This is a genomic window from Rossellomorea vietnamensis, assembly GCF_025398035.1.
In the GTDB taxonomy this organism is placed as follows: Bacteria; Bacillota; Bacilli; order Bacillales; family Bacillaceae_B; genus Rossellomorea; species Rossellomorea vietnamensis_B.
This window is the reverse complement of the sequence record NZ_CP104558.1, coordinates 638,879-655,913: the sequence shown is the minus strand read 5'-3', so window position 1 is coordinate 655,913 and position 17,035 is coordinate 638,879. Positions and strand designations below refer to the sequence as shown.

The following is a 17,035-nucleotide window of genomic DNA, read 5'->3' as shown; positions in this document are numbered from 1 at the left end:
AAGATGCAAATACGCTTAAAAAATGAAGACCTCATAGAAATAAGAGCATACGAAACGGAGGACTTTATCAGTATACATACTTTAAATAGAGAAGAAAAATGGAATAATCTTGTGGAAAATATGGAAAGTACAAAGGATGCGTGGGAGCATTCGAACATTGCATATGTAGCAGAGTTTAATGGGCATGTCCTCGGCTATATCCGAGGACTTACGGATCAATCTGTAACTTTGTTTATTTGTGAACTACTGGTCCACGCAGATTTCCGCGGGTTGGGAATCGGAGATGCTATGTTGAAATACGTTCATGAGCTGTTTCCAAAGACGAGAATCGAAATGCTGACCAACACGTCTTCTCATACCTATTATGAACAAAAAGGATACAGACCGTTTTATGGATTCAGAAAGACCTTTGCGGAGCATTAAGACGATTTTTAGGACACGTCACGACCACACTTTTTAAATCAGATTTCATTTTTTCAAGTACGCAATGAATTTAAAACCCATTTAACTGTCTGATTATATCTGAAAAGAGGGTTGTATTTGAATTTCATCTTCAACATATGATCATAGGGGGGAGATATAAATGCTGTGGTTTGTTGTTTTAATTGCAGGAACCTTATTATTTGCGTTAGCCATTGACATCAGACGCAAGCGAAGAAGGAACGACCGGCACACACCAGGGATAGATCCTGGAGCGAAACCAGGGGAAGACCGTAACTACACCATGGGAGGCGGACGCGATTCAGGTGGAGGGACAGGGCAATGATGGGACCCTGGTAAACTTGAAACTCTCACCATTTCAGAAAAGTCCAGTTTAGGTTGACTGGGCTTTTTGTAATTCTATTACCTGCTTTATCTAATTCTTCACTTTTCAAATACTCTCCCCTTCTTAAAAAATAAAAAGATTGTCATAAGTGAAGTGATTTGAAATAATTGGTAGAAATAGATTGTTAATGGAGGTTTTTGAATTGAAATTAACACATACCAGATTATTGGTGGACAATTATAGAAAATGCTTTCTTTTTTACAGAGATGTCCTGGGCTTTGAAGTATCATGGGGAGATGAAAACTCCTTGTATGGACAATTTAAAGTTGGACAAACACACCTAGGGATATTTGAGAGGAAACAGATGACGGATGCCCTCAACTCCGGATACATTGTAGGAGGGGAGCAAGGTGAACGTTTTGCTTTAATTTTTGAGGTGGCGAGTGTCGATGATACATATGAAAAACTGAAAGAAAAGGTAGAATTCATCACCTGTCCCATGGAGAAATTGGAGTGGGGGATGAAGGTCGCTCATTTTCGTGATCCAGAGGGGGCACTACTGGAAATCTATGAAAATATTTAGGTGACTAACGAGTATCTTTTCCTCGCCAGTGAAGAATCCAGATGGATCACAGGACAATTGATCAAATCAGAAGGCGGTTTTATAAGCAAGTGATGACTTTAGAGAGGGACGGACCTGACTTTTAGAAATATAGGTCCGTCCCTCTGTTTACAAAATTATCTAATAATGAGATAATAATGAAAATGTTGCGGGGAGGGATAGTAAGTTTATGGAACCAACTAATTGCTGATTAATTTATTTTTAAATTAATACGGATTTTGTAATGAGCTAAAAGCGCCTATGGAAGATGGGTTTATTTGTTATGCTCTTTATGGGATCAGGCAATTAGAAGGAAACTTACTTTCCTGATATCAAGATAATATTTTCGTGAAGAGGTATGCGGTGTCAGCAGCAACTTGTATGACTTCGCTGTCTTCTTTATGGATTAGATGTTGATCATGATACAAGACTGTAGGAAGGATTCCCTTCTTATGGTCTTTTTTTATTGAATATATGAATATAAGTAAGCCTTTTTTTAACCTGTCCATAACTAGCGTAACTTCATGATAATGAAAGAAGGGACGTATATGTTGGAGTTAAAAGTAAATGGAATCAAAAAATATATGGAAGCGACACTTGTTGTTGAAGATGTTTCTCTTGAAATTTTTCAAGGAGACAAAGTTGGGATTGTCGGGGAGAATGGATCTGGAAAAAGTACAGTCTTAAAGGTGATTGCAGGCATAGAGCCGATGAATTATTATCCTGGGTACCCGCAGACTTCAAGCTACGGATACGATGAAGGTCTCATCCACATCTCGAATGGCGCAACCAGTGCCTACCTTGAACAATCGCCAAAATACCCCGCAGGATTGAAGGCGAGGGATGTCCTTTATTCAGCATTTGAGGAAGTGGATCGAATTGAATCAGATATGCGCAAATTGGAAAATGACATGAGTGTGTTGGAAGGGAACGACCTTGCTAGAGCTTTAAACCGATATAGTAACCTCATTCAATTATTTGAAGTGAAGGGAGGTTATGAGCGGGATGAGAAGGTAAGCAAGGTCTGTACGGGACTGCAGCTTACAGAAAGCCTGTTGGAGCGTGACTTTGACTTGTTAAGCGGAGGAGAAAAAACAACCGTCGGGTTAGGGAAGTTGTTGATCCATCAGCCGGACATACTGCTCCTGGATGAACCGACGAATCACCTGGATATGTCATCGATCGAATGGCTGGAGGGTTACCTGAAGAGCTATAAAGGTATGGTCCTCATTGTTTCCCATGATCGCTATTTCTTAGATAATGTAGTCACGAAAATTGTGGAAATTGAAGATAAAAAATCGATTTCCTATAAGGGGAATTACAGTTCTTTTGTGAGTCAAAAAGAAGAGAATATGAGAATCCAATACGAACATTTCAAAGAGCAACAAAAGAAGATCAAACGTATGGAAAATACGGTTATTAGCTTACGGGATTGGGCAATGAGGGCAGATAATACGAAGTTCTTCAAAAGAGCTGCAAGCGTTCAGAAAAAGTTATCCAAGATGGAGCATATCGATAAACCCGTTTTTGAAAGAAGGAACATGCAGCTTGATGTGAAAGCTTCGGGAAGATCGGGTAAAGAGACCATTAAAGGAGTTGGATTGTCGAAACAGTTTGGGGATAAATTGATATTTACCAATACTGATATCATGGTGCGTCACGGAGAAAGAGTGGGACTGCTGGGGCCAAATGGATGCGGAAAAACCACTTTCCTAAAGATGCTTATCGGCGAAGATCAACCTGATGAAGGCGTCATCCAGTTTGGGGGAAATGTAAAATCGGCCTATTTACCTCAAATCGTTACATTTAAGTACGAAGAAGCCACAGTTCTAGATGCTTTCCGGGAAGACATCTTTATTCTGGAAGGAAAGGCGCGGGAATACCTTTCAAAGTTCATGTTTTACAAAGGAAGTGTGTTCAAGAAAGTAAAACACCTTTCAGGGGGAGAACGGATTCGACTAAAACTGGCGATGTTATTGTTCCAGGATATCAATATGTTGATCTTGGATGAGCCGACGAATCACTTGGATATCGATTCGATTGAAACAATTGAGGAAGCCCTGGAAGAATTCAGTGGAACCATCTTTTTTATCTCCCACGACCGCTATTTTATCAATAGAATGGCACAAAGGATCATCGCCGTTGAAGATTACACATTAAAAAGCTACAGTGGCAACTATGATGATTATAAAAGAGAAATGGAAATGCGGAGAAAAGAGTAAGAGACTTTTAATTGTGAGGGACGGACCTTGAAAACAAGGTCCGTCCCTCCTCCTGTAAAAGTGATATAATGAATATCTGAAAAAAATATAGGTAAGGACGTAGATGAAATGAAGTACATATGGAAGCAATATATGAAAGTGCCTTTTGTTTTGAAGATGTCCGTCGGGTTCCTTTTAGGGATCATCGTCGGTCTTGTCTTTAAATCAGATGCTGAGATCCTGAGACCATTTGGGACGGTGCTTATTCACCTTCTTAGCTTGATTGCCATTCCAGTGATATTCCTCACCGTGGTTCAAGCAGTGAACAAAATGAGTATGCGGCAGCTTGGCCGGATGGGGTGGAAGCTGATTCTTTATTATGCAGCCACCACGGCAGCCGCTGTCTTCATCGGTCTTGGTTTGGCGTTCCTGTTCAACCCTGGAACCAATTTGGAATTGCCTAATACACAAGTGGAAGAACCGAAAGCACCGCAGTTTGGGGATGTTTTGCTGCAAATCATTCCTGATAACCTGTTTCAGGCTTTTGCCGGGGGAGATACACTGGCCATTATGTTCCTGGCCATCATCATGGGGATAGCTATTTCATGGATGAAATTTTCTGCAGATAGTAAGATGCAGGAATATGGGGGACTATTGGATAAAGTTTTCACAGCCTTTAACGAAATGTTTTATATCCTTCTTAGAGGGGTGTTGGCTTATGCTCCCATCGGGGTGTTTGCCATCAGTGCGGCTACATTTGGTCAGCAGGGGTGGGAAACGATCCAATCCCTACTGAAGTTTGTCGGGGTCTTTTACCTTGGACTTCTTCTTCTTTGGGTTGTCGTATATGCTGGATTCCTGAAGCTGACGGGTAACTCTGTCATCAGTTTCTTCAAGCAGACGAAAGAAGCATACAGCACTGCATTCTTTACATCCAGCAGCATCGCATCCTTGCCGGTAGCCATTCAGTCTGCCAAAAAAGCGGGGATCTCTGAGAAAACGGCGAATTTCGCATTGCCTTTAGGCGCTATCTTTAATTCAGACGGTGGAGCTTTACGAATGGGTGTATCGATTGTATTCGCGGCAAATGTGACGAATCTGCATCTTTCCGTTACAGACCTGTTGATGATCGTGCTGGTCGGGACTTTACTATCTATAGGAACATCTGGAGTTCCAGCTGCAGGGTTGGTTACATTATCTGCGGTCTTAACGATGTTCGGCTTACCGCTCGAAATAGTCGCCCTCATTGCAGGAGTCGATGCCATTATTGGAATGGGTGGAACGGCCTCTAACGTAACCGGCGACATTGTCGGTGCAGCTGTCGTAGATCGGGCTGAAGAAAGAAACGGCTAAATTGTTACGAAAGAGGGACGGACCTTGAAAACAAGGTCCGTCCCTCTTTTTAATTCGGATGCTCAATCAAGGATATCAGTTCCTTTATGACGGGATCTGAAGTGGCAGTTTCAGGATGAACTGCATAGATGGGGCGGTGGACAACATGTGGTTCAAGGGGGACGAGTTTTCCCTGGAGCACTTCGTCTTTGACCATGGAGCTTGAAAGAAATGCGATCCCTAGTCCCCTTACAGCAAGTTGTTTGATTAAGAAATGACTGCTTGCTTCGAGGACTTCAACCGGTACGATGCGCTCCGACTTTAAGAACTCATCCGCATATTCCCTCGTCCCTGATCCTTTTTCCCTGAGGATGAAGGGGGAGGAGTGCAGGTTCATCCTTTTGCTTGCGAAGAAGCGGAGCTCATCACGACTGATCACCTCTACATGAAAGGGCTCTAATCCTTTTGTGCCTTCTACGAGGGCTAGATCGAGATTGTTTGAATTCAATGCTTCAACTATCGTTTCGTGATTGTGAATCATCAATTGTAAACGGACTTGAGGGTATAAGACCTTGATCTTTTTGACGAAATCGGGAAGCAGAACATCACTGACTGTGTGAGTAGACCCAATCCGCAACTGAATTTCCTGCTTTTTTTGATCCACTTGTTCCATGGTCCTCCATAGTTCCAGCATCTTTTTTCCCTGCTCAAATACCCGTTCTCCTGCAGGAGTCAATTCAAACAGCTGATTGGTGGAGGACCGGTGAATAAGTGCTACACCAAGGGCTTGTTCCAACTTTTTAATGTGGACGCTGACGGTAGGTTGAGATAAATTCAGGTATTCACTTGTCTTAGTGAAATGCTGAAGTTGGGCAAGAGTAACAAACGTACGGATCCAATCCAGTTGCATCATATACCTCCATTAATAAACGTAATCGACTGTATTATCATTATTCATTTCTATTATAACTTATATAGAGGTATAATGTTCTATGAAGGAAGTGACGTACGACATGGAATGGATTTTATTTATGATAGGTGGCGCAGTCATCGGTGTCATCTCAGGTTTTTTCGGTATAGGGGGCGGGATTGTTCTGACTCCTACCTTACTGGTCCTAGGATATGAACCTAGTCAGGCCATCATCTTATCCTTGATGCTTACTCTGGGATCTACGGTGACGGGTACCCTGTCACATCTGCGTTTAAAGAATGTGTCCAAGAAGTTAGCGGTTTTCCTAGGGGTTTTCGGAGTAATAGGCTCTGTAGTAACCGTACCATTTGTAAAATGGCTTGACGCCATCAACGGTGCATCGACGTTCATCTCAATTGTCTATATTGGTATATTAAGCTGGTTTTCTTACCAGTTTTTAAGCAAACGACAACAGGACTCGAAGCCTAAAGGGATCTTTGCAGCTCCCGTCATAGGTTTATTTACGGGAATGATTTCCTCCCTTATGGGTGTCAGCGGGGGATTTGTCATGACTCCCTTACTTACGAAATGGCTCAAACTTGATCTGAACAAAGCAATTGGAACCAGTATATCTGCTGCTTCCATTATCGTATTGTCCGGGATCACCTCATATATGTACACAGGGGAGTCACTTGACTATCGCCACGGAATTTTGCTGATCATCGGTGCGTTGATCGGGACACCAATCGGTTCCATCCAGCTCAAACGATTCTCAGGCGTCATCGTCAAACGGATGCTTGCCGTACTTTATATGGTCGTTGCAGTGAGTGTCTTCTTCAAGATGCTATCAATCGCAACTGTCTCACTCGGTTTGATTCTGGGAGCGGTACTCGTTTTCTTCGGAATGTTGATTTATTCAGTTCAGCAATCCAAAAGGACAGCAAACTACTGACGAGGCAATTTTTGGAGAGGGGATTCCCCTCTCTTTTTTTATTTTTAAAAGGAAGAAGGATAAAGTTGACAAGGCATAGAACCTATTTTTATAAGGAAGATCTGAAGTGAGTATTGATCCTTATCGCTCCTATCTGGCGTCATTATTTATTGACACTCTGTCTAATGATTAGCGGGACAATAGACCTTACAATGGTAATAAGTCTAAAATTTATTAGCAAAGGATGATTCTATTGACGATTAATCGAAAAAGATTAAACCTTCATCTGCAAGAGTTAGCTGAAATCGGAAAAATTGGAGAAACTGGCGTTTGTCGCCTGGCTCACTCGAAAGAGGATCGGCAGGGCGTGGACAAAGTTAAAGAGTGGATGGAAGAGGCTGGTTTAACGACAAAGGTTGATGGATTTGGTAATCTGATTGGCAGGATTGAAGGAAAGGATAATACTAAACCAATCCTTATTCTTGGATCACACATCGATTCACAGCCTTATGGGGGCAGATTCGATGGGACGGCAGGGGCCCTTGGAGCAATCGAAGTGGTTCATACCATGATGGACAATGGAATCATTCCTGAGCGAACCATTGAAGTGATATGTTTTTCTGATGAAGAAGGAAGCCGTTTCAATAAAGGCATCTTTGGCGTAAGGGCTTTGGCAGGGATGCTTGAGGAGGGTGAACTTGAGCGAAAAGACAAAGCTGGGGTTACAAGAAGGGAAGCACTGAAGGAGTTTGGTGTCGATACAGACCTGACACAAAGCCCTGTATATAAGAAGGGGGATATCACCGCCTTCCTGGAGCTTCATATCGAACAAGGACCGGTGCTTGAAGGAAAAGATAAGCCGGTAGGAATTGTTTCAGGAATTTCAGGGCCGATTTGGTTGACTGTAACACTCGAAGGATTTGCCGGCCATGCAGGATCCGTTCCGATGAAGATGAGACAGGATGCTCTTGTCGGTGCATCAGAAATTATTCGCAAATTCGATGAACTGGTTAAAGAAGAAGGAACCGATACAACGGTTGGGACAGTGGGAAGTATGCAGGTGTTTCCAAATTCCAGAAATATTATTGCTGAAAAGGTAGAGTTTACAATTGATCTCCGTGATATCGATCTTGAAGCACGGACCAGACTCGAGCAAAAACTTTATCAACTGATCGAAGAAACTTCTTCTACTTATCATCTCAAATACGATATCAAGGAAGATACAAGAAGTGAACCGAGGTATTGTGCAGATTGGATCAAAAAAGTCATGAAAGAAGAAGACGAGAAGCTCGGTTTCGATTCTCCTACCTTGATGAGCGGACCGTTCCATGATGCCCTGATTATGTCCTATATCAGTGATTATGGAATGATTTTTGTCCGCTGTGAAAAAGGGATCAGTCACAACCCTTTAGAGTTTGCCGAGATGGATGATATCGAAAAAGGTGTGCAGCTCCTATACGCCTCTGCCCTGCGAATTTGTCAGGAAAAAAGAGTCGATGATCTTGTTCAGGATAAAGTCGGATATTCTTCCGTGGATAATAACTAAAGGGTAAATATTCGAATGTACTTTTGTCAGTTGTCCTTTAACGACAAAAGGTATCTATTCATTTTGCCAGGCTATCTCTTTACTTGTTAATGAGATAGCCAATTTATCGTCTAGTCAAACCTGCCAACAAGTCAAAAGGGGTAGAATAATTCAGCAAAGATGCAATCGTTTGCACATTACAAAAAGATTAGATAATATAAAACTAAAACTTCTTATTGATGGAGGTCTACATGAAAACGGAAAAACAAAAAATGCTCCAGGGTGAACTTTATGAACCCTGGGATCCACAATTAATCGAAGAGAGAAAAAGAGCCCGCTATTTAACGCGAATGTTAAATCTTACAACGGAGGAAGAAGGGGAAAAGAGAGTTTCTACACTAAAACAGCTATTCGGTTCAACGGGAGAAACCGTTTATTTAGAACCAAACTTTCGATGCGATTATGGATATAACATTCACGTAGGAGACAATTTCTTTGCTAATTTTGACTGCGTGATATTGGATGTGTGCAAAGTCAGTATCGGAAATAATTGTATGCTGGCACCCGGGGTACATATATATACCGCAACTCATCCTTTAAATCCCATCGAGCGTAATAAGGGGCCTGAATTTGGAAAGCCTGTTTCCATCGGGGACAACTGCTGGATAGGCGGCGGGGCAATCATTAATCCAGGGGTGAGCATTGGGGATAATGTAGTCATTGCTTCTGGTGCGGTTGTGACAAAAGACGTTCCATCCAACGTAGTGATTGGTGGTAATCCTGCCCGCATCATCAAGGAAATTGAATTGGAAGAGAAAAGATAATGGCAGGAATATGATAGTAAAAGGAGCTGGGAAACGATACTCCCAGCTCCTTTCATTAAAATTTATCAGGAAACTGCTTCACGATTCCATCAGATAGGGCATCAGATAAATGAAGGATATGTGCTTTACCATCATCAAAGCTTTTGATATTAGCTTTCCAATCTTTATTAATCCGTGCCACTGCTTCATCGGTCACGAACTGTAGATGCATGTATAGCAAATCTTTTAATATTTTTTCAGGCCAATAGGGATTGGCGCTTGCTAAGAATCTGGCAATATCGTCGGCATTTCGATACCATTCTTTATTAAGCTGTTCTACTTCAGCCGATTTGCCATCTTTTGCAGCTTCTACGATTTTTCCCGCAAGTACAATATGTTCTGTCAATAAATCCGCTAATTTGTTACCTGCTTTTTCCCCATAATAGGGTTTTATTGCATTTCCGATATCTTTCTGGTTCTGAAGCAACCTTGCCAGTACTACATCGGTGTCTTCCAACCCATCCACTGCACCAATGATGAAATTCCTTGTGTAGAAGACATGATCGGTCCATAAAGTCCTCATATCTTCCCGGGCCTTCATACTCGCTTCGCTTATACAGGAATCCTGCTTGGCTGCTGCCATTCCAGGTAGTGAAAAGAGTGACGCCATCACAACTAACAATAAAACCGCATATTTTTTCAACTGAATACCTCCCATCATAATTGTTCTATATTTATCATTCGTTTATCTAAGAAAAACATTCAATAAGATTGATGGTAAGAAATGATAACCTGAATAAAGTTGTCCATTTTTTAAAAAATTGAGTTGCTTGTCCTCACCAACCCGACACTTCTGACATAAAGTGTTCTATGGAGGTGATGCATTGGCAAGAAAAATACTACAATATCTTTTTCTCAGTCGATCCGTAACTCATGCCAATTTAGAAATGGGATCTCCTTCCCTCTCGAATCCGTACGTTGCACAGTTTGGGGTAACCCTTAGGCCCCATATTAAGGTATAGAAACAATGATTATAAGATCAACAGTTCATACTGAAAAAATCGAAGCGAACACAGTATGGAACTCCGCCGGTCGAGAAATACAATGATAATGAATAAAGTGAATAAGAACGTGTTTTTCGCAATACAATAGAGAGAAAGAAAAACTAAACCCTATAAGAAAGTCCCCTCCATGAATATAGAATTGTGCGTGAAAAAGTGTTTCCTGTTCCTTGGCAGGGAACCTTTTTTATATTGAAAAGAGGTGGCGATAGGAAATTGTCCAAGCATGCTTGTCCGTTTGAGAATATAGTACTATATGTCAAACTCTTAGGAGGAAGTTAATTGAAAACCATCATGATTGATCCGGGACATGGGGGATCTGATCCTGGTGCCACATATAAAGGAAACGAAGAAAAGAACTTCAATCTTTTGACGGCCGTTGTGGTCAGGGACTATTTAGTGTCGAATTACAGTGTGAAGGTGTTAATGACGAGGACCGGGGATCAAACCTTATCTCTTACGGATCGATCCAACCTTGCCAATCGCTCGAATCTGGATTTGTTTTTATCCATCCACCATAATGCAGGTGGAGGGACAGGGTTTGAAAGCTATGTATACAATGGAAATGTTCCGACACAGACTTTATCATATCAAAAAATGATCCACGAAGAAGTTATAGAAGCACTTCAGCCATTCAATGTAACAGACAGAGGGAAAAAGAGAGCAAATTTTCATGTGCTCCGTGAAACAAAAATGCCATCGGTGTTGGTGGAAGTGTTGTTTATTGATACTCCAAAGGACGTTGCACTCTTGAATGATACAAAGTTCAGAAAGGCAGTAGGAATTTCGCTTGCAAAAGGAGTTGCCAAAGCACTTGCACTTCCGGCAAAAGAGTCGGGAAATAAGCCACTTTTCAGAGTGATTGCCGGGTCATTTACAGAACGGAAGAATGCAGAAGACCGGGTGAAAGAGTTGAAAGCTGTTTCATTTGAATCGTTTATAGATGCGGTAGTCGTTTCAGGGAAAACGTATTACAGGGTTCAAACAGGGGCTTTTTCTGTGAGGGAAAATGCGGAAGATCAAATAATAGCATTAAGCAGGCTCGGGATCGATGCCTTCCTTCTAAGAGAAGAGGCTGCGCCAGCTCCTGTGCCGACGGATCCTCCACCAACCGATCCACCAGAACCTACCAAGCCCCCACAGCCGCCTGGTATTGATTATTCCATTATGGGAACATCTATTATCCAAGCCCAGCAATTAGATGAATTTGTGAAAAACGTGAATCCTTCCGCACCCAAAGTGGGGAAATTTTACACTTTCTATGGAAACCTTTACGGCATCCGGGGAGATATCGCATATGCACAAGCCATTCATGAAACCAATTATTTCAGATTCACAGGACAAGTGAAACCTTCTCAAAATAACTATGCAGGGATCGGTACAACCGGACCCGGAAATGATGGGGCTTCATTCGCCACGCCTGAACAAGGGGTACTTGCTCATATTCAACACCTTTACGCATATGCCTCAACTGAACCACTCCCTGATGGTGCACCACTTGTCGACCCGCGATTTTCACTGGTCACCAGAGGTTCTGCAAAGAACTGGACGGACCTGAATGGGAAGTGGGCTGTTCCAGGAACTACCTATGGTCAAAGCATTCTTTCTATTTATAAAAGAAATATTGAAGATGCCATAAAATCTATTGAAAGTCAGAAAGTATTGCTGATTAATGCGCTGGATAAATTGAATTAGGCTGAAAGAGAGTGCTGAATGGTCGGCACTCTTCATTTTTTTACAATAAATAAACGCATTATTCAGTCCGTAAATATGTATGGAACGAGTCGCAAATACTAAACGTATGTTCGGGAGGTGAGTACAATGGAAAAAAAGAATTTTGAACAAATTTTTGAAGAATACAAGCAACAAGGGAAGGTCCAGGCTAAAATTGAGATGGCTGATGAACTTTCTACAGGAGCAGAACAAATTATTGCTGTTAGAAGAAATAGTGACGATGACCTTATCGCCTTCAAGACTGAGAGTGGTAGGGAACTGGATTATATAACCGCTTTAGAAGAGGCAAAAGCCGGAAAGATCGCCCATGTCGATGTGATTCATCGCTATGGCAGGGATGTCTTACGGAGTGAGCCGGACGGACTGAAAGAAAATAATCTCAGTGAACTTCCTTCATTTTAAGGCGAAAAACAAGCATACCCAATAATAGGGTATGCTTGTTTGTGAGGGACGGACCTCTCATTCTTCCACCTTTAATAAATGGAACAGCATTCGTTCCCGATCTTCAAAAAATTGCTTCATGATCTGATAGTGACTTGTGTCCTCAAGATTTGCTTCACTTAACCCATTATCTGTTAGCTGAATGAGGTTAGATGAAGGATAGGCCATTAAGATGGGAGAATGAGTAGCGATAATAAATTGAGAATGATCATTGACCAGTTCATGTATGCGGGAAAGCATGGATAGTTGCCTCAAAGGAGAAAGTGCAGCTTCCGGCTCATCCAGAATATAAAGACCTTTTCCTCGAAATCTGTTCATGAAGGTCGAAAAGAATGCTTCCCCGTGAGATTGCTCATGCAGGGATTTCCCTCCAAACGAGTCGATTACCTTTGGAGCTGTTAAAGGGTCCCGGTCCATTTCTTCAATATTCGTCGCTACATTATAAAAGCTTTCCGCCCTTAGGAAAAAACCGTCTTGAGGACGATCGATCCCCCTTACCACCTTCATGTATTGATCCAGGTTTGAGTAGGAATCATACGTAGAAAAAGTAAAATTAAGCGACCCTCCCTCAGGGTTAAATCCAATGGCCATGGCAATGGCTTCTAATAACGTGGATTTACCCATTCCATTTTCTCCGACGATGAACGTGACATTTGGATGAAGGGAAAGATCCTTTAAGTAACGTATACTTGGAATATTAAAAGGATAAGAGTGTAATGAGGGGAGGTCTTCTCTCTTGAGCGACACTGACCGTATGTAAGGTTGGTGATAAAACGACATGGTCTAGCTCCTTTTTATCTTTAGAGTACCATAAAGGATCATGATACATATACAAAAAACTGCCATTACCGGAGTAAAGGCAGTTCGTTTCACGTTATCTTGAAGGTTCAAGCAGTACTACACTTTCTATAGTCGACGCCAATAGGCTGATATCAGTAAATTCTTCCACTTTCATTGTATCCACATAAGTAATGCGAAAACATTCCGTGTCCAGATGGTAAGTAACAGTCATAACAGGTGAGTGCTCATGGTCAGAAATCGTATGAACAATCTCACTTTCCTTGAATTCCTTAAGAGTCTTGAGCATGGTTACGATATTTTCTAGTGACATATAACATGTCTCCCTTCTACTGCTAGAGGGATTGACTAAATACAGTCTCGTAGACCCAATGAACCTTAAGTATAACATAAAACAGGGAAAATAGAAACATGCGTTCTGAAAACAACTGGAAATGATCATTATGTCACAGGAAACAAATGTATACCCCCATAATTGAATTCATATGATGAAATAGCAAGGGAGGTAGGTGTAGAATGGACGATCGATTAATGAGGGATTCCCCTTCTGAATTGAAGTATCCGGATGATATGCTTTCCATCATTCGAGAGGGATTAAAGCCCTTTACATCCAAACGGATCATCATCATAGGTGCCGGGATGAGTGGACTGGTTGCAGCCTCGACATTAAAAGAGGCAGGGCATGATATCGTGATTCTTGAAGGAAACAAAAGGATCGGGGGAAGGGTTTATACCGTTCGGAAGCCATTTACCTCCGGGAATTATATGGATGTCGGTGCCATGAGGATCCCTGATAACCATCGATTGGTATTTGAGTATATACGTAAATTCAAATTGGCATTTCAACCATTTCAAAATTCCTCTTCAAAAGACCTGTTTTTAGTAAATAACATTTTAGTGACGAGAAAACAGTACGAAGCTGATCCGGATATTCTGCAATATCCTCTCCCCGAAAGTGAAAGGGGGAAAACCGCTTCTGAGCTCTTTCTTAAAGCTACCAAGCCTTTTATAGATTTATATAATAACAGTGAACACAGTGAACAGTTGAAATTAATTAAGCAATACTCGAATTATTCAGTAGGGCAATTCCTGTCCAACAACCCGTTCGGAAAATCCTTATCGTTGAATGCCATCCGGAAAATAAATGTCATCCTCGGGATCGAAGGATTTCCGGAGTTTTCATTTGTTGATATATTAAAAGATATTATATTTCCTATCTTTAGAAAAGAGACGAAGTTTTATGAAATAAGAGGTGGGAATGACCGATTGCCGTATTCATTAATGGATGAGCTACAGTCCAATATTTTCATGAATCAAAAAGTGACCCGTATTATTCAGTCTGAATCAGGTGTCGTCGTTCAAACGGTTAACCCCTTGGACGGAACGGGGAGGGAGTATCAAGCTGACTATGTGATTGTCACTGTTCCTTTTACCGTATTTCAATTTATTGATGTCGTCCCCTATAACTCGATTTCTTTCAAAAAATGGCAGGCGATCCGTGAAGTGACCAATATTCCTTCTGTAAAAATCGGTATCGAGTTCAGAAGTCGCTTCTGGGAGGAAATGAATTACGGAAACATTGTATCCGATCTTCCCACCCGATTTACTTATATGCCCAGTCATGACATAGGGAGCAGCAAACCTGGTGTGATGCTGGCAAGCTACAGTTGGGGTCAAAACGCTCTCTTATGGAATAGTAAATCGAAGGAAGCAATCATTTCAGAAGTGTTGAAGGATCTATCCAGGGTTTATGGAAATCGGGTTTATACAGAACTACTGAATTATTTTGTTTATAATTGGAGCAGAAATCCTTTCTCGGCAGGATGTTTCACTCTATATACACCGGGTCAGGCAGCTGACATCGGCGATTATGTCCGGACACCCGAAGGAAGGATCCATTTTGCAGGGGAACACACCTCTTCTTTTCATGGTTGGATAGAAGGTGCGGTGGAGTCCGGTATAAGGGCTGCACATGAAGTGAATGGGCGATAAACCAAAAACGCATCTCATCATGCGTTTTTTTTCGTTCAGGTCGTTTTAGAAAAGTGATTTTCCATTTATGTCCTGTCCTATAGGAAATCAGACCGAATCCTGAAAAAACCTTCTACTCTATCGACACTCTGCATAAAGTTAACTATTAAATACTTTATATAGGGGTACTGATGATGTCGTATAAGTCTCGAAATAATAATAGCTTAGTCCCACTAGTATTCGTATCTATGAAAGCCGTAATCCGGGTAGTGTTGATAGGGATCATCATGATGTATGTAATGGTGTGGCTGATTTCATCGACGGCCATTAAATTGAGGGTGGACAGCCTTTTCTATACTTCGGTATCAGAGCTTGTTCCGAAAGAGACATTCCTTATGCTTCTGTCACAGGAAATGACGGGTTTGCGCATCGAGAATAAAGAGGCCATGAATACCGACTTTGATTGGTTGGAAAGCGTGACGAATGTATCTCTGCTTGACCCCAGGAGTCTATTTGGAAGGGAAATCCCTGGAATCGAAAATTATCATACGCATATAGCCGTTGCCGGAAAAGGGACGGACATTACCAATTTACCTAATGAGTCGCCAGCGCCAACGGAGGACCAGCTGAAGGATCAGGAAATCGATCAGAACCAAGTCGATCAAGCCAATCACAATTCAGGTGACGGTGTGCAGGAAATCGAAGAAAAGTCCGTGTTCATTTATCACTCCCACAGCTGGGAAGCCTTTAGCCCACTGATCAAAAACAATGATTCAAAAGATCCGGCCAGTACCAATGAAAAAGTCAATGTCATTGCGGTTGGTTCCAAATTGAAACAGGAACTCGAATCAAGAGGAATCGGGGCGGTCCAGGATAAGACAGATGTAAACCAAGCGTTAAAAAATAAATCATGGACATATTTTGAATCCTACAAGTTAACCAGGGGACTGGTTCAGGAAGCCCTCGCGCAAGATGACAATCTAACCTATTTAATAGATATTCACCGGGATTCCCAGCCTCGAAACATTACGACCAAAACGATCAATGGTAAGAACTACGCCCGACTATTCTTCATTGTAGGAAAAGAAAATAAGAACTTTGAAAAGAACCTGAAAATCGCGAAAGAATTGAATGCTAAATTAGAGGAGAAGTACCCTGGTATCAGCAGGGGGGTTTTCGTTAAAACAAAAGCAGAAGGAAACGGGGTTTATAATCAGGATTTAACAGAACGGGCTATGCTCCTTGAGTTTGGTGGGGTCGAAAATAACTTAGTGGAATTATATAATTCCACCGAAGCATTTGCGGAAATCTTTGCAGCTTATTATAAGAAGGATGCTGTTGAGGTAAATGCTCAATAACTATAGAAATGACGTGAGCCATAGGCCCGCGTCATTTTTTTGTTTGGCGATTTCCGAGAAGATAAACCAGGCTTCTAACTGGTTAGATTCGTGCAATTCTTCCAGTGAATAGAGCCGACATCACTATGAGGATGGCAATCCTTCTGAATAAAGTGATATTCATCCTCAAGTTCTCTAAGTGTCAGCTCAAATAATTGTTTATTACCTTTTTTGAAAATGTTATGGACAATCAATTTGTTAATTAACTCATTTCTTTTTTTATTGATTGCTTCTTGGAGATTTTCTCCCATTATGATCACTCCTCTTATAATGTAAATAAACAGAGGAAGAGACTTTTTAATGTAATTAAGCCTACTTCCTAGTAAGATAAGAAGAAGGCTTGAATGGAAAACTTCAACTTATCTTTCAAGCTTAACGCTTGTGGAATTAGCACAGTTTTCTAGAAAATAGAATCTGTTGCTGAGGTATCATCGGGCCAGTCCCTCTACCTCTCTGGATAAGTGGCTATGTGGTTATCAGAATTCTATTATATGTTATATCAAACTATTCCTAGTTGTCAACTTTGAATTAGACATGAAGCTAGGGTCAATGAATGATGCCATA

At 41.4% G+C, this 17,035-nt stretch carries 17 protein-coding genes and 1 riboswitch; of the genes, 12 read left to right on the top strand and 5 right to left on the bottom strand.

Annotated features, from left to right (window positions below; genetic code table 11):
* Nucleotides 1-3: 3 nt before the first annotated feature.
* From N5C46_RS03540 to N5C46_RS03520, 5 genes are all read left to right on the top strand, one after another.
* The gene (locus N5C46_RS03540) at nucleotides 4-423 is read left to right on the top strand and encodes a GNAT family N-acetyltransferase (protein ID WP_261750952.1); all 420 of its coding nucleotides are present in this window, start codon (nucleotides 4-6) and stop codon (nucleotides 421-423) included.
* 160 nt (nucleotides 424-583) lie between these two features.
* Nucleotides 584-766: a hypothetical protein gene (locus N5C46_RS03535; RefSeq protein WP_261750951.1), complete on the top strand. Its 183-nt coding sequence runs from the start codon at nucleotides 584-586 to the stop codon at nucleotides 764-766.
* A 202-nt stretch (nucleotides 767-968) separates the two neighbouring features.
* Nucleotides 969-1,349 carry a VOC family protein gene (locus N5C46_RS03530; RefSeq protein ID WP_261750950.1) on the top strand — a complete coding sequence of 127 codons (381 nt, stop codon included), beginning with the start codon at nucleotides 969-971 and terminating at the stop codon, nucleotides 1,347-1,349.
* 566 nt (nucleotides 1,350-1,915) lie between these two features.
* The gene (abc-f, locus tag N5C46_RS03525; RefSeq protein ID WP_261750949.1) at nucleotides 1,916-3,589 is read left to right on the top strand and encodes a ribosomal protection-like ABC-F family protein; all 1,674 of its coding nucleotides are present in this window, start codon (nucleotides 1,916-1,918) and stop codon (nucleotides 3,587-3,589) included.
* Nucleotides 3,590-3,697: 108 nt separating this feature from the next.
* Entirely contained in the window at nucleotides 3,698-4,921 is a 1,224-nt protein-coding gene (locus N5C46_RS03520) for a dicarboxylate/amino acid:cation symporter (protein WP_261750948.1), read from the top strand.
* Nucleotides 4,922-4,970: 49 nt separating this feature from the next.
* On the opposite strand, the gene N5C46_RS03515 is transcribed toward N5C46_RS03520, so the two are convergent.
* Nucleotides 4,971-5,810 (bottom strand): LysR family transcriptional regulator, encoded by an 840-nt coding sequence (locus tag N5C46_RS03515; protein ID WP_261750947.1) that lies wholly within the window; start codon nucleotides 5,808-5,810, stop codon nucleotides 4,971-4,973.
* An 82-nt stretch (nucleotides 5,811-5,892) separates the two neighbouring features.
* Between N5C46_RS03515 and N5C46_RS03510 the strand changes: the two genes are divergently transcribed.
* The 3 genes from N5C46_RS03510 to N5C46_RS03500 all read left to right on the top strand — a co-directional run bounded on the left by N5C46_RS03510 (nucleotide 5,893) and on the right by N5C46_RS03500 (nucleotide 9,090).
* A complete protein-coding gene (locus tag N5C46_RS03510; RefSeq protein WP_261750946.1) occupies nucleotides 5,893-6,762 on the top strand; it encodes a sulfite exporter TauE/SafE family protein in 870 nt (289 codons plus the stop codon).
* Nucleotides 6,763-6,985: 223 nt separating this feature from the next.
* Nucleotides 6,986-8,287: a M20 family metallo-hydrolase gene (locus N5C46_RS03505; protein WP_261750945.1), complete on the top strand. Its 1,302-nt coding sequence runs from the start codon at nucleotides 6,986-6,988 to the stop codon at nucleotides 8,285-8,287.
* 230 nt (nucleotides 8,288-8,517) lie between these two features.
* Nucleotides 8,518-9,090 carry a sugar O-acetyltransferase gene (locus tag N5C46_RS03500; RefSeq protein WP_261750944.1) on the top strand — a complete coding sequence of 191 codons (573 nt, stop codon included), beginning with the start codon at nucleotides 8,518-8,520 and terminating at the stop codon, nucleotides 9,088-9,090.
* 55 nt (nucleotides 9,091-9,145) lie between these two features.
* Here the strand turns inward: N5C46_RS03500 and N5C46_RS03495 are convergent, their stop codons facing one another.
* Nucleotides 9,146-9,772, bottom strand: a complete 627-nt coding sequence (locus tag N5C46_RS03495) for a glycosyltransferase (RefSeq protein WP_261750943.1) — start codon at nucleotides 9,770-9,772, stop codon at nucleotides 9,146-9,148.
* 640 nt (nucleotides 9,773-10,412) lie between these two features.
* On the opposite strand from N5C46_RS03495, the gene N5C46_RS03490 reads away from it, so the two are divergent.
* Nucleotides 10,413-11,825: an N-acetylmuramoyl-L-alanine amidase gene (locus tag N5C46_RS03490; RefSeq protein ID WP_261750942.1), complete on the top strand. Its 1,413-nt coding sequence runs from the start codon at nucleotides 10,413-10,415 to the stop codon at nucleotides 11,823-11,825.
* 126 nt (nucleotides 11,826-11,951) lie between these two features.
* Nucleotides 11,952-12,266, top strand: coding sequence for a DUF3892 domain-containing protein (locus N5C46_RS03485; protein WP_261750941.1), 315 nt, complete (start codon nucleotides 11,952-11,954; stop codon nucleotides 12,264-12,266).
* A 57-nt stretch (nucleotides 12,267-12,323) separates the two neighbouring features.
* Here the strand turns inward: N5C46_RS03485 and N5C46_RS03480 are convergent, their stop codons facing one another.
* Nucleotides 12,324-13,085 carry an AAA family ATPase gene (locus N5C46_RS03480; protein ID WP_261750940.1) on the bottom strand — a complete coding sequence of 254 codons (762 nt, stop codon included), beginning with the start codon at nucleotides 13,083-13,085 and terminating at the stop codon, nucleotides 12,324-12,326.
* Nucleotides 13,086-13,179: 94 nt separating this feature from the next.
* On the bottom strand, nucleotides 13,180-13,416 hold the full coding sequence (locus tag N5C46_RS03475; RefSeq protein WP_229595130.1) for a hypothetical protein: 237 nt from the start codon (nucleotides 13,414-13,416) through the stop codon (nucleotides 13,180-13,182).
* Between the two features lie 203 nt (nucleotides 13,417-13,619).
* On the opposite strand from N5C46_RS03475, the gene N5C46_RS03470 reads away from it, so the two are divergent.
* Complete coding sequence (locus N5C46_RS03470; RefSeq protein WP_261750939.1) at nucleotides 13,620-15,095, top strand: flavin monoamine oxidase family protein; 1,476 nt, start codon at nucleotides 13,620-13,622, stop codon at nucleotides 15,093-15,095.
* Between the two features lie 173 nt (nucleotides 15,096-15,268).
* A complete protein-coding gene (gene spoIIP / locus N5C46_RS03465; RefSeq protein WP_261750938.1) occupies nucleotides 15,269-16,432 on the top strand; it encodes a stage II sporulation protein P in 1,164 nt (387 codons plus the stop codon).
* A 74-nt stretch (nucleotides 16,433-16,506) separates the two neighbouring features.
* On the opposite strand, the gene N5C46_RS03460 is transcribed toward spoIIP, so the two are convergent.
* The gene (locus tag N5C46_RS03460) at nucleotides 16,507-16,722 is read right to left on the bottom strand and encodes a Fur-regulated basic protein FbpA (RefSeq protein WP_261750937.1); all 216 of its coding nucleotides are present in this window, start codon (nucleotides 16,720-16,722) and stop codon (nucleotides 16,507-16,509) included.
* A gap of 105 nt (nucleotides 16,723-16,827) precedes the next feature.
* Nucleotides 16,828-16,935: riboswitch (SAM riboswitch) on the bottom strand.
* Nucleotides 16,936-17,035 lie beyond the last annotated feature (100 nt).

Bases quoted from the DNA above. Each gene is read 5' to 3' on its own strand.
- N5C46_RS03540 (WP_261750952.1), top strand. From the start codon at position 4: ATGCAAATACGCTTAAAAAATGAAGACCTCATAGAAATAAGAGCATAC.
- N5C46_RS03535 (WP_261750951.1), top strand. From the start codon at position 584: ATGCTGTGGTTTGTTGTTTTAATTGCAGGAACCTTATTATTTGCGTTA.
- abc-f (WP_261750949.1), top strand. From the start codon at position 1,916: ATGTTGGAGTTAAAAGTAAATGGAATCAAAAAATATATGGAAGCGACA.
- N5C46_RS03520 (WP_261750948.1), top strand. From the start codon at position 3,698: ATGAAGTACATATGGAAGCAATATATGAAAGTGCCTTTTGTTTTGAAG.
- N5C46_RS03515 (WP_261750947.1), bottom strand. From the start codon at position 5,810: ATGCAACTGGATTGGATCCGTACGTTTGTTACTCTTGCCCAACTTCAG.
- N5C46_RS03510 (WP_261750946.1), top strand. From the start codon at position 5,893: ATGAAGGAAGTGACGTACGACATGGAATGGATTTTATTTATGATAGGT.
- N5C46_RS03505 (WP_261750945.1), top strand. From the start codon at position 6,986: ATGATTCTATTGACGATTAATCGAAAAAGATTAAACCTTCATCTGCAA.
- N5C46_RS03500 (WP_261750944.1), top strand. From the start codon at position 8,518: ATGAAAACGGAAAAACAAAAAATGCTCCAGGGTGAACTTTATGAACCC.
- N5C46_RS03485 (WP_261750941.1), top strand. From the start codon at position 11,952: ATGGAAAAAAAGAATTTTGAACAAATTTTTGAAGAATACAAGCAACAA.
- N5C46_RS03480 (WP_261750940.1), bottom strand. From the start codon at position 13,085: ATGTCGTTTTATCACCAACCTTACATACGGTCAGTGTCGCTCAAGAGA.
- N5C46_RS03475 (WP_229595130.1), bottom strand. From the start codon at position 13,416: ATGTCACTAGAAAATATCGTAACCATGCTCAAGACTCTTAAGGAATTC.
- N5C46_RS03470 (WP_261750939.1), top strand. From the start codon at position 13,620: ATGGACGATCGATTAATGAGGGATTCCCCTTCTGAATTGAAGTATCCG.
- spoIIP (WP_261750938.1), top strand. From the start codon at position 15,269: ATGTCGTATAAGTCTCGAAATAATAATAGCTTAGTCCCACTAGTATTC.
- N5C46_RS03460 (WP_261750937.1), bottom strand. From the start codon at position 16,722: ATGGGAGAAAATCTCCAAGAAGCAATCAATAAAAAAAGAAATGAGTTA.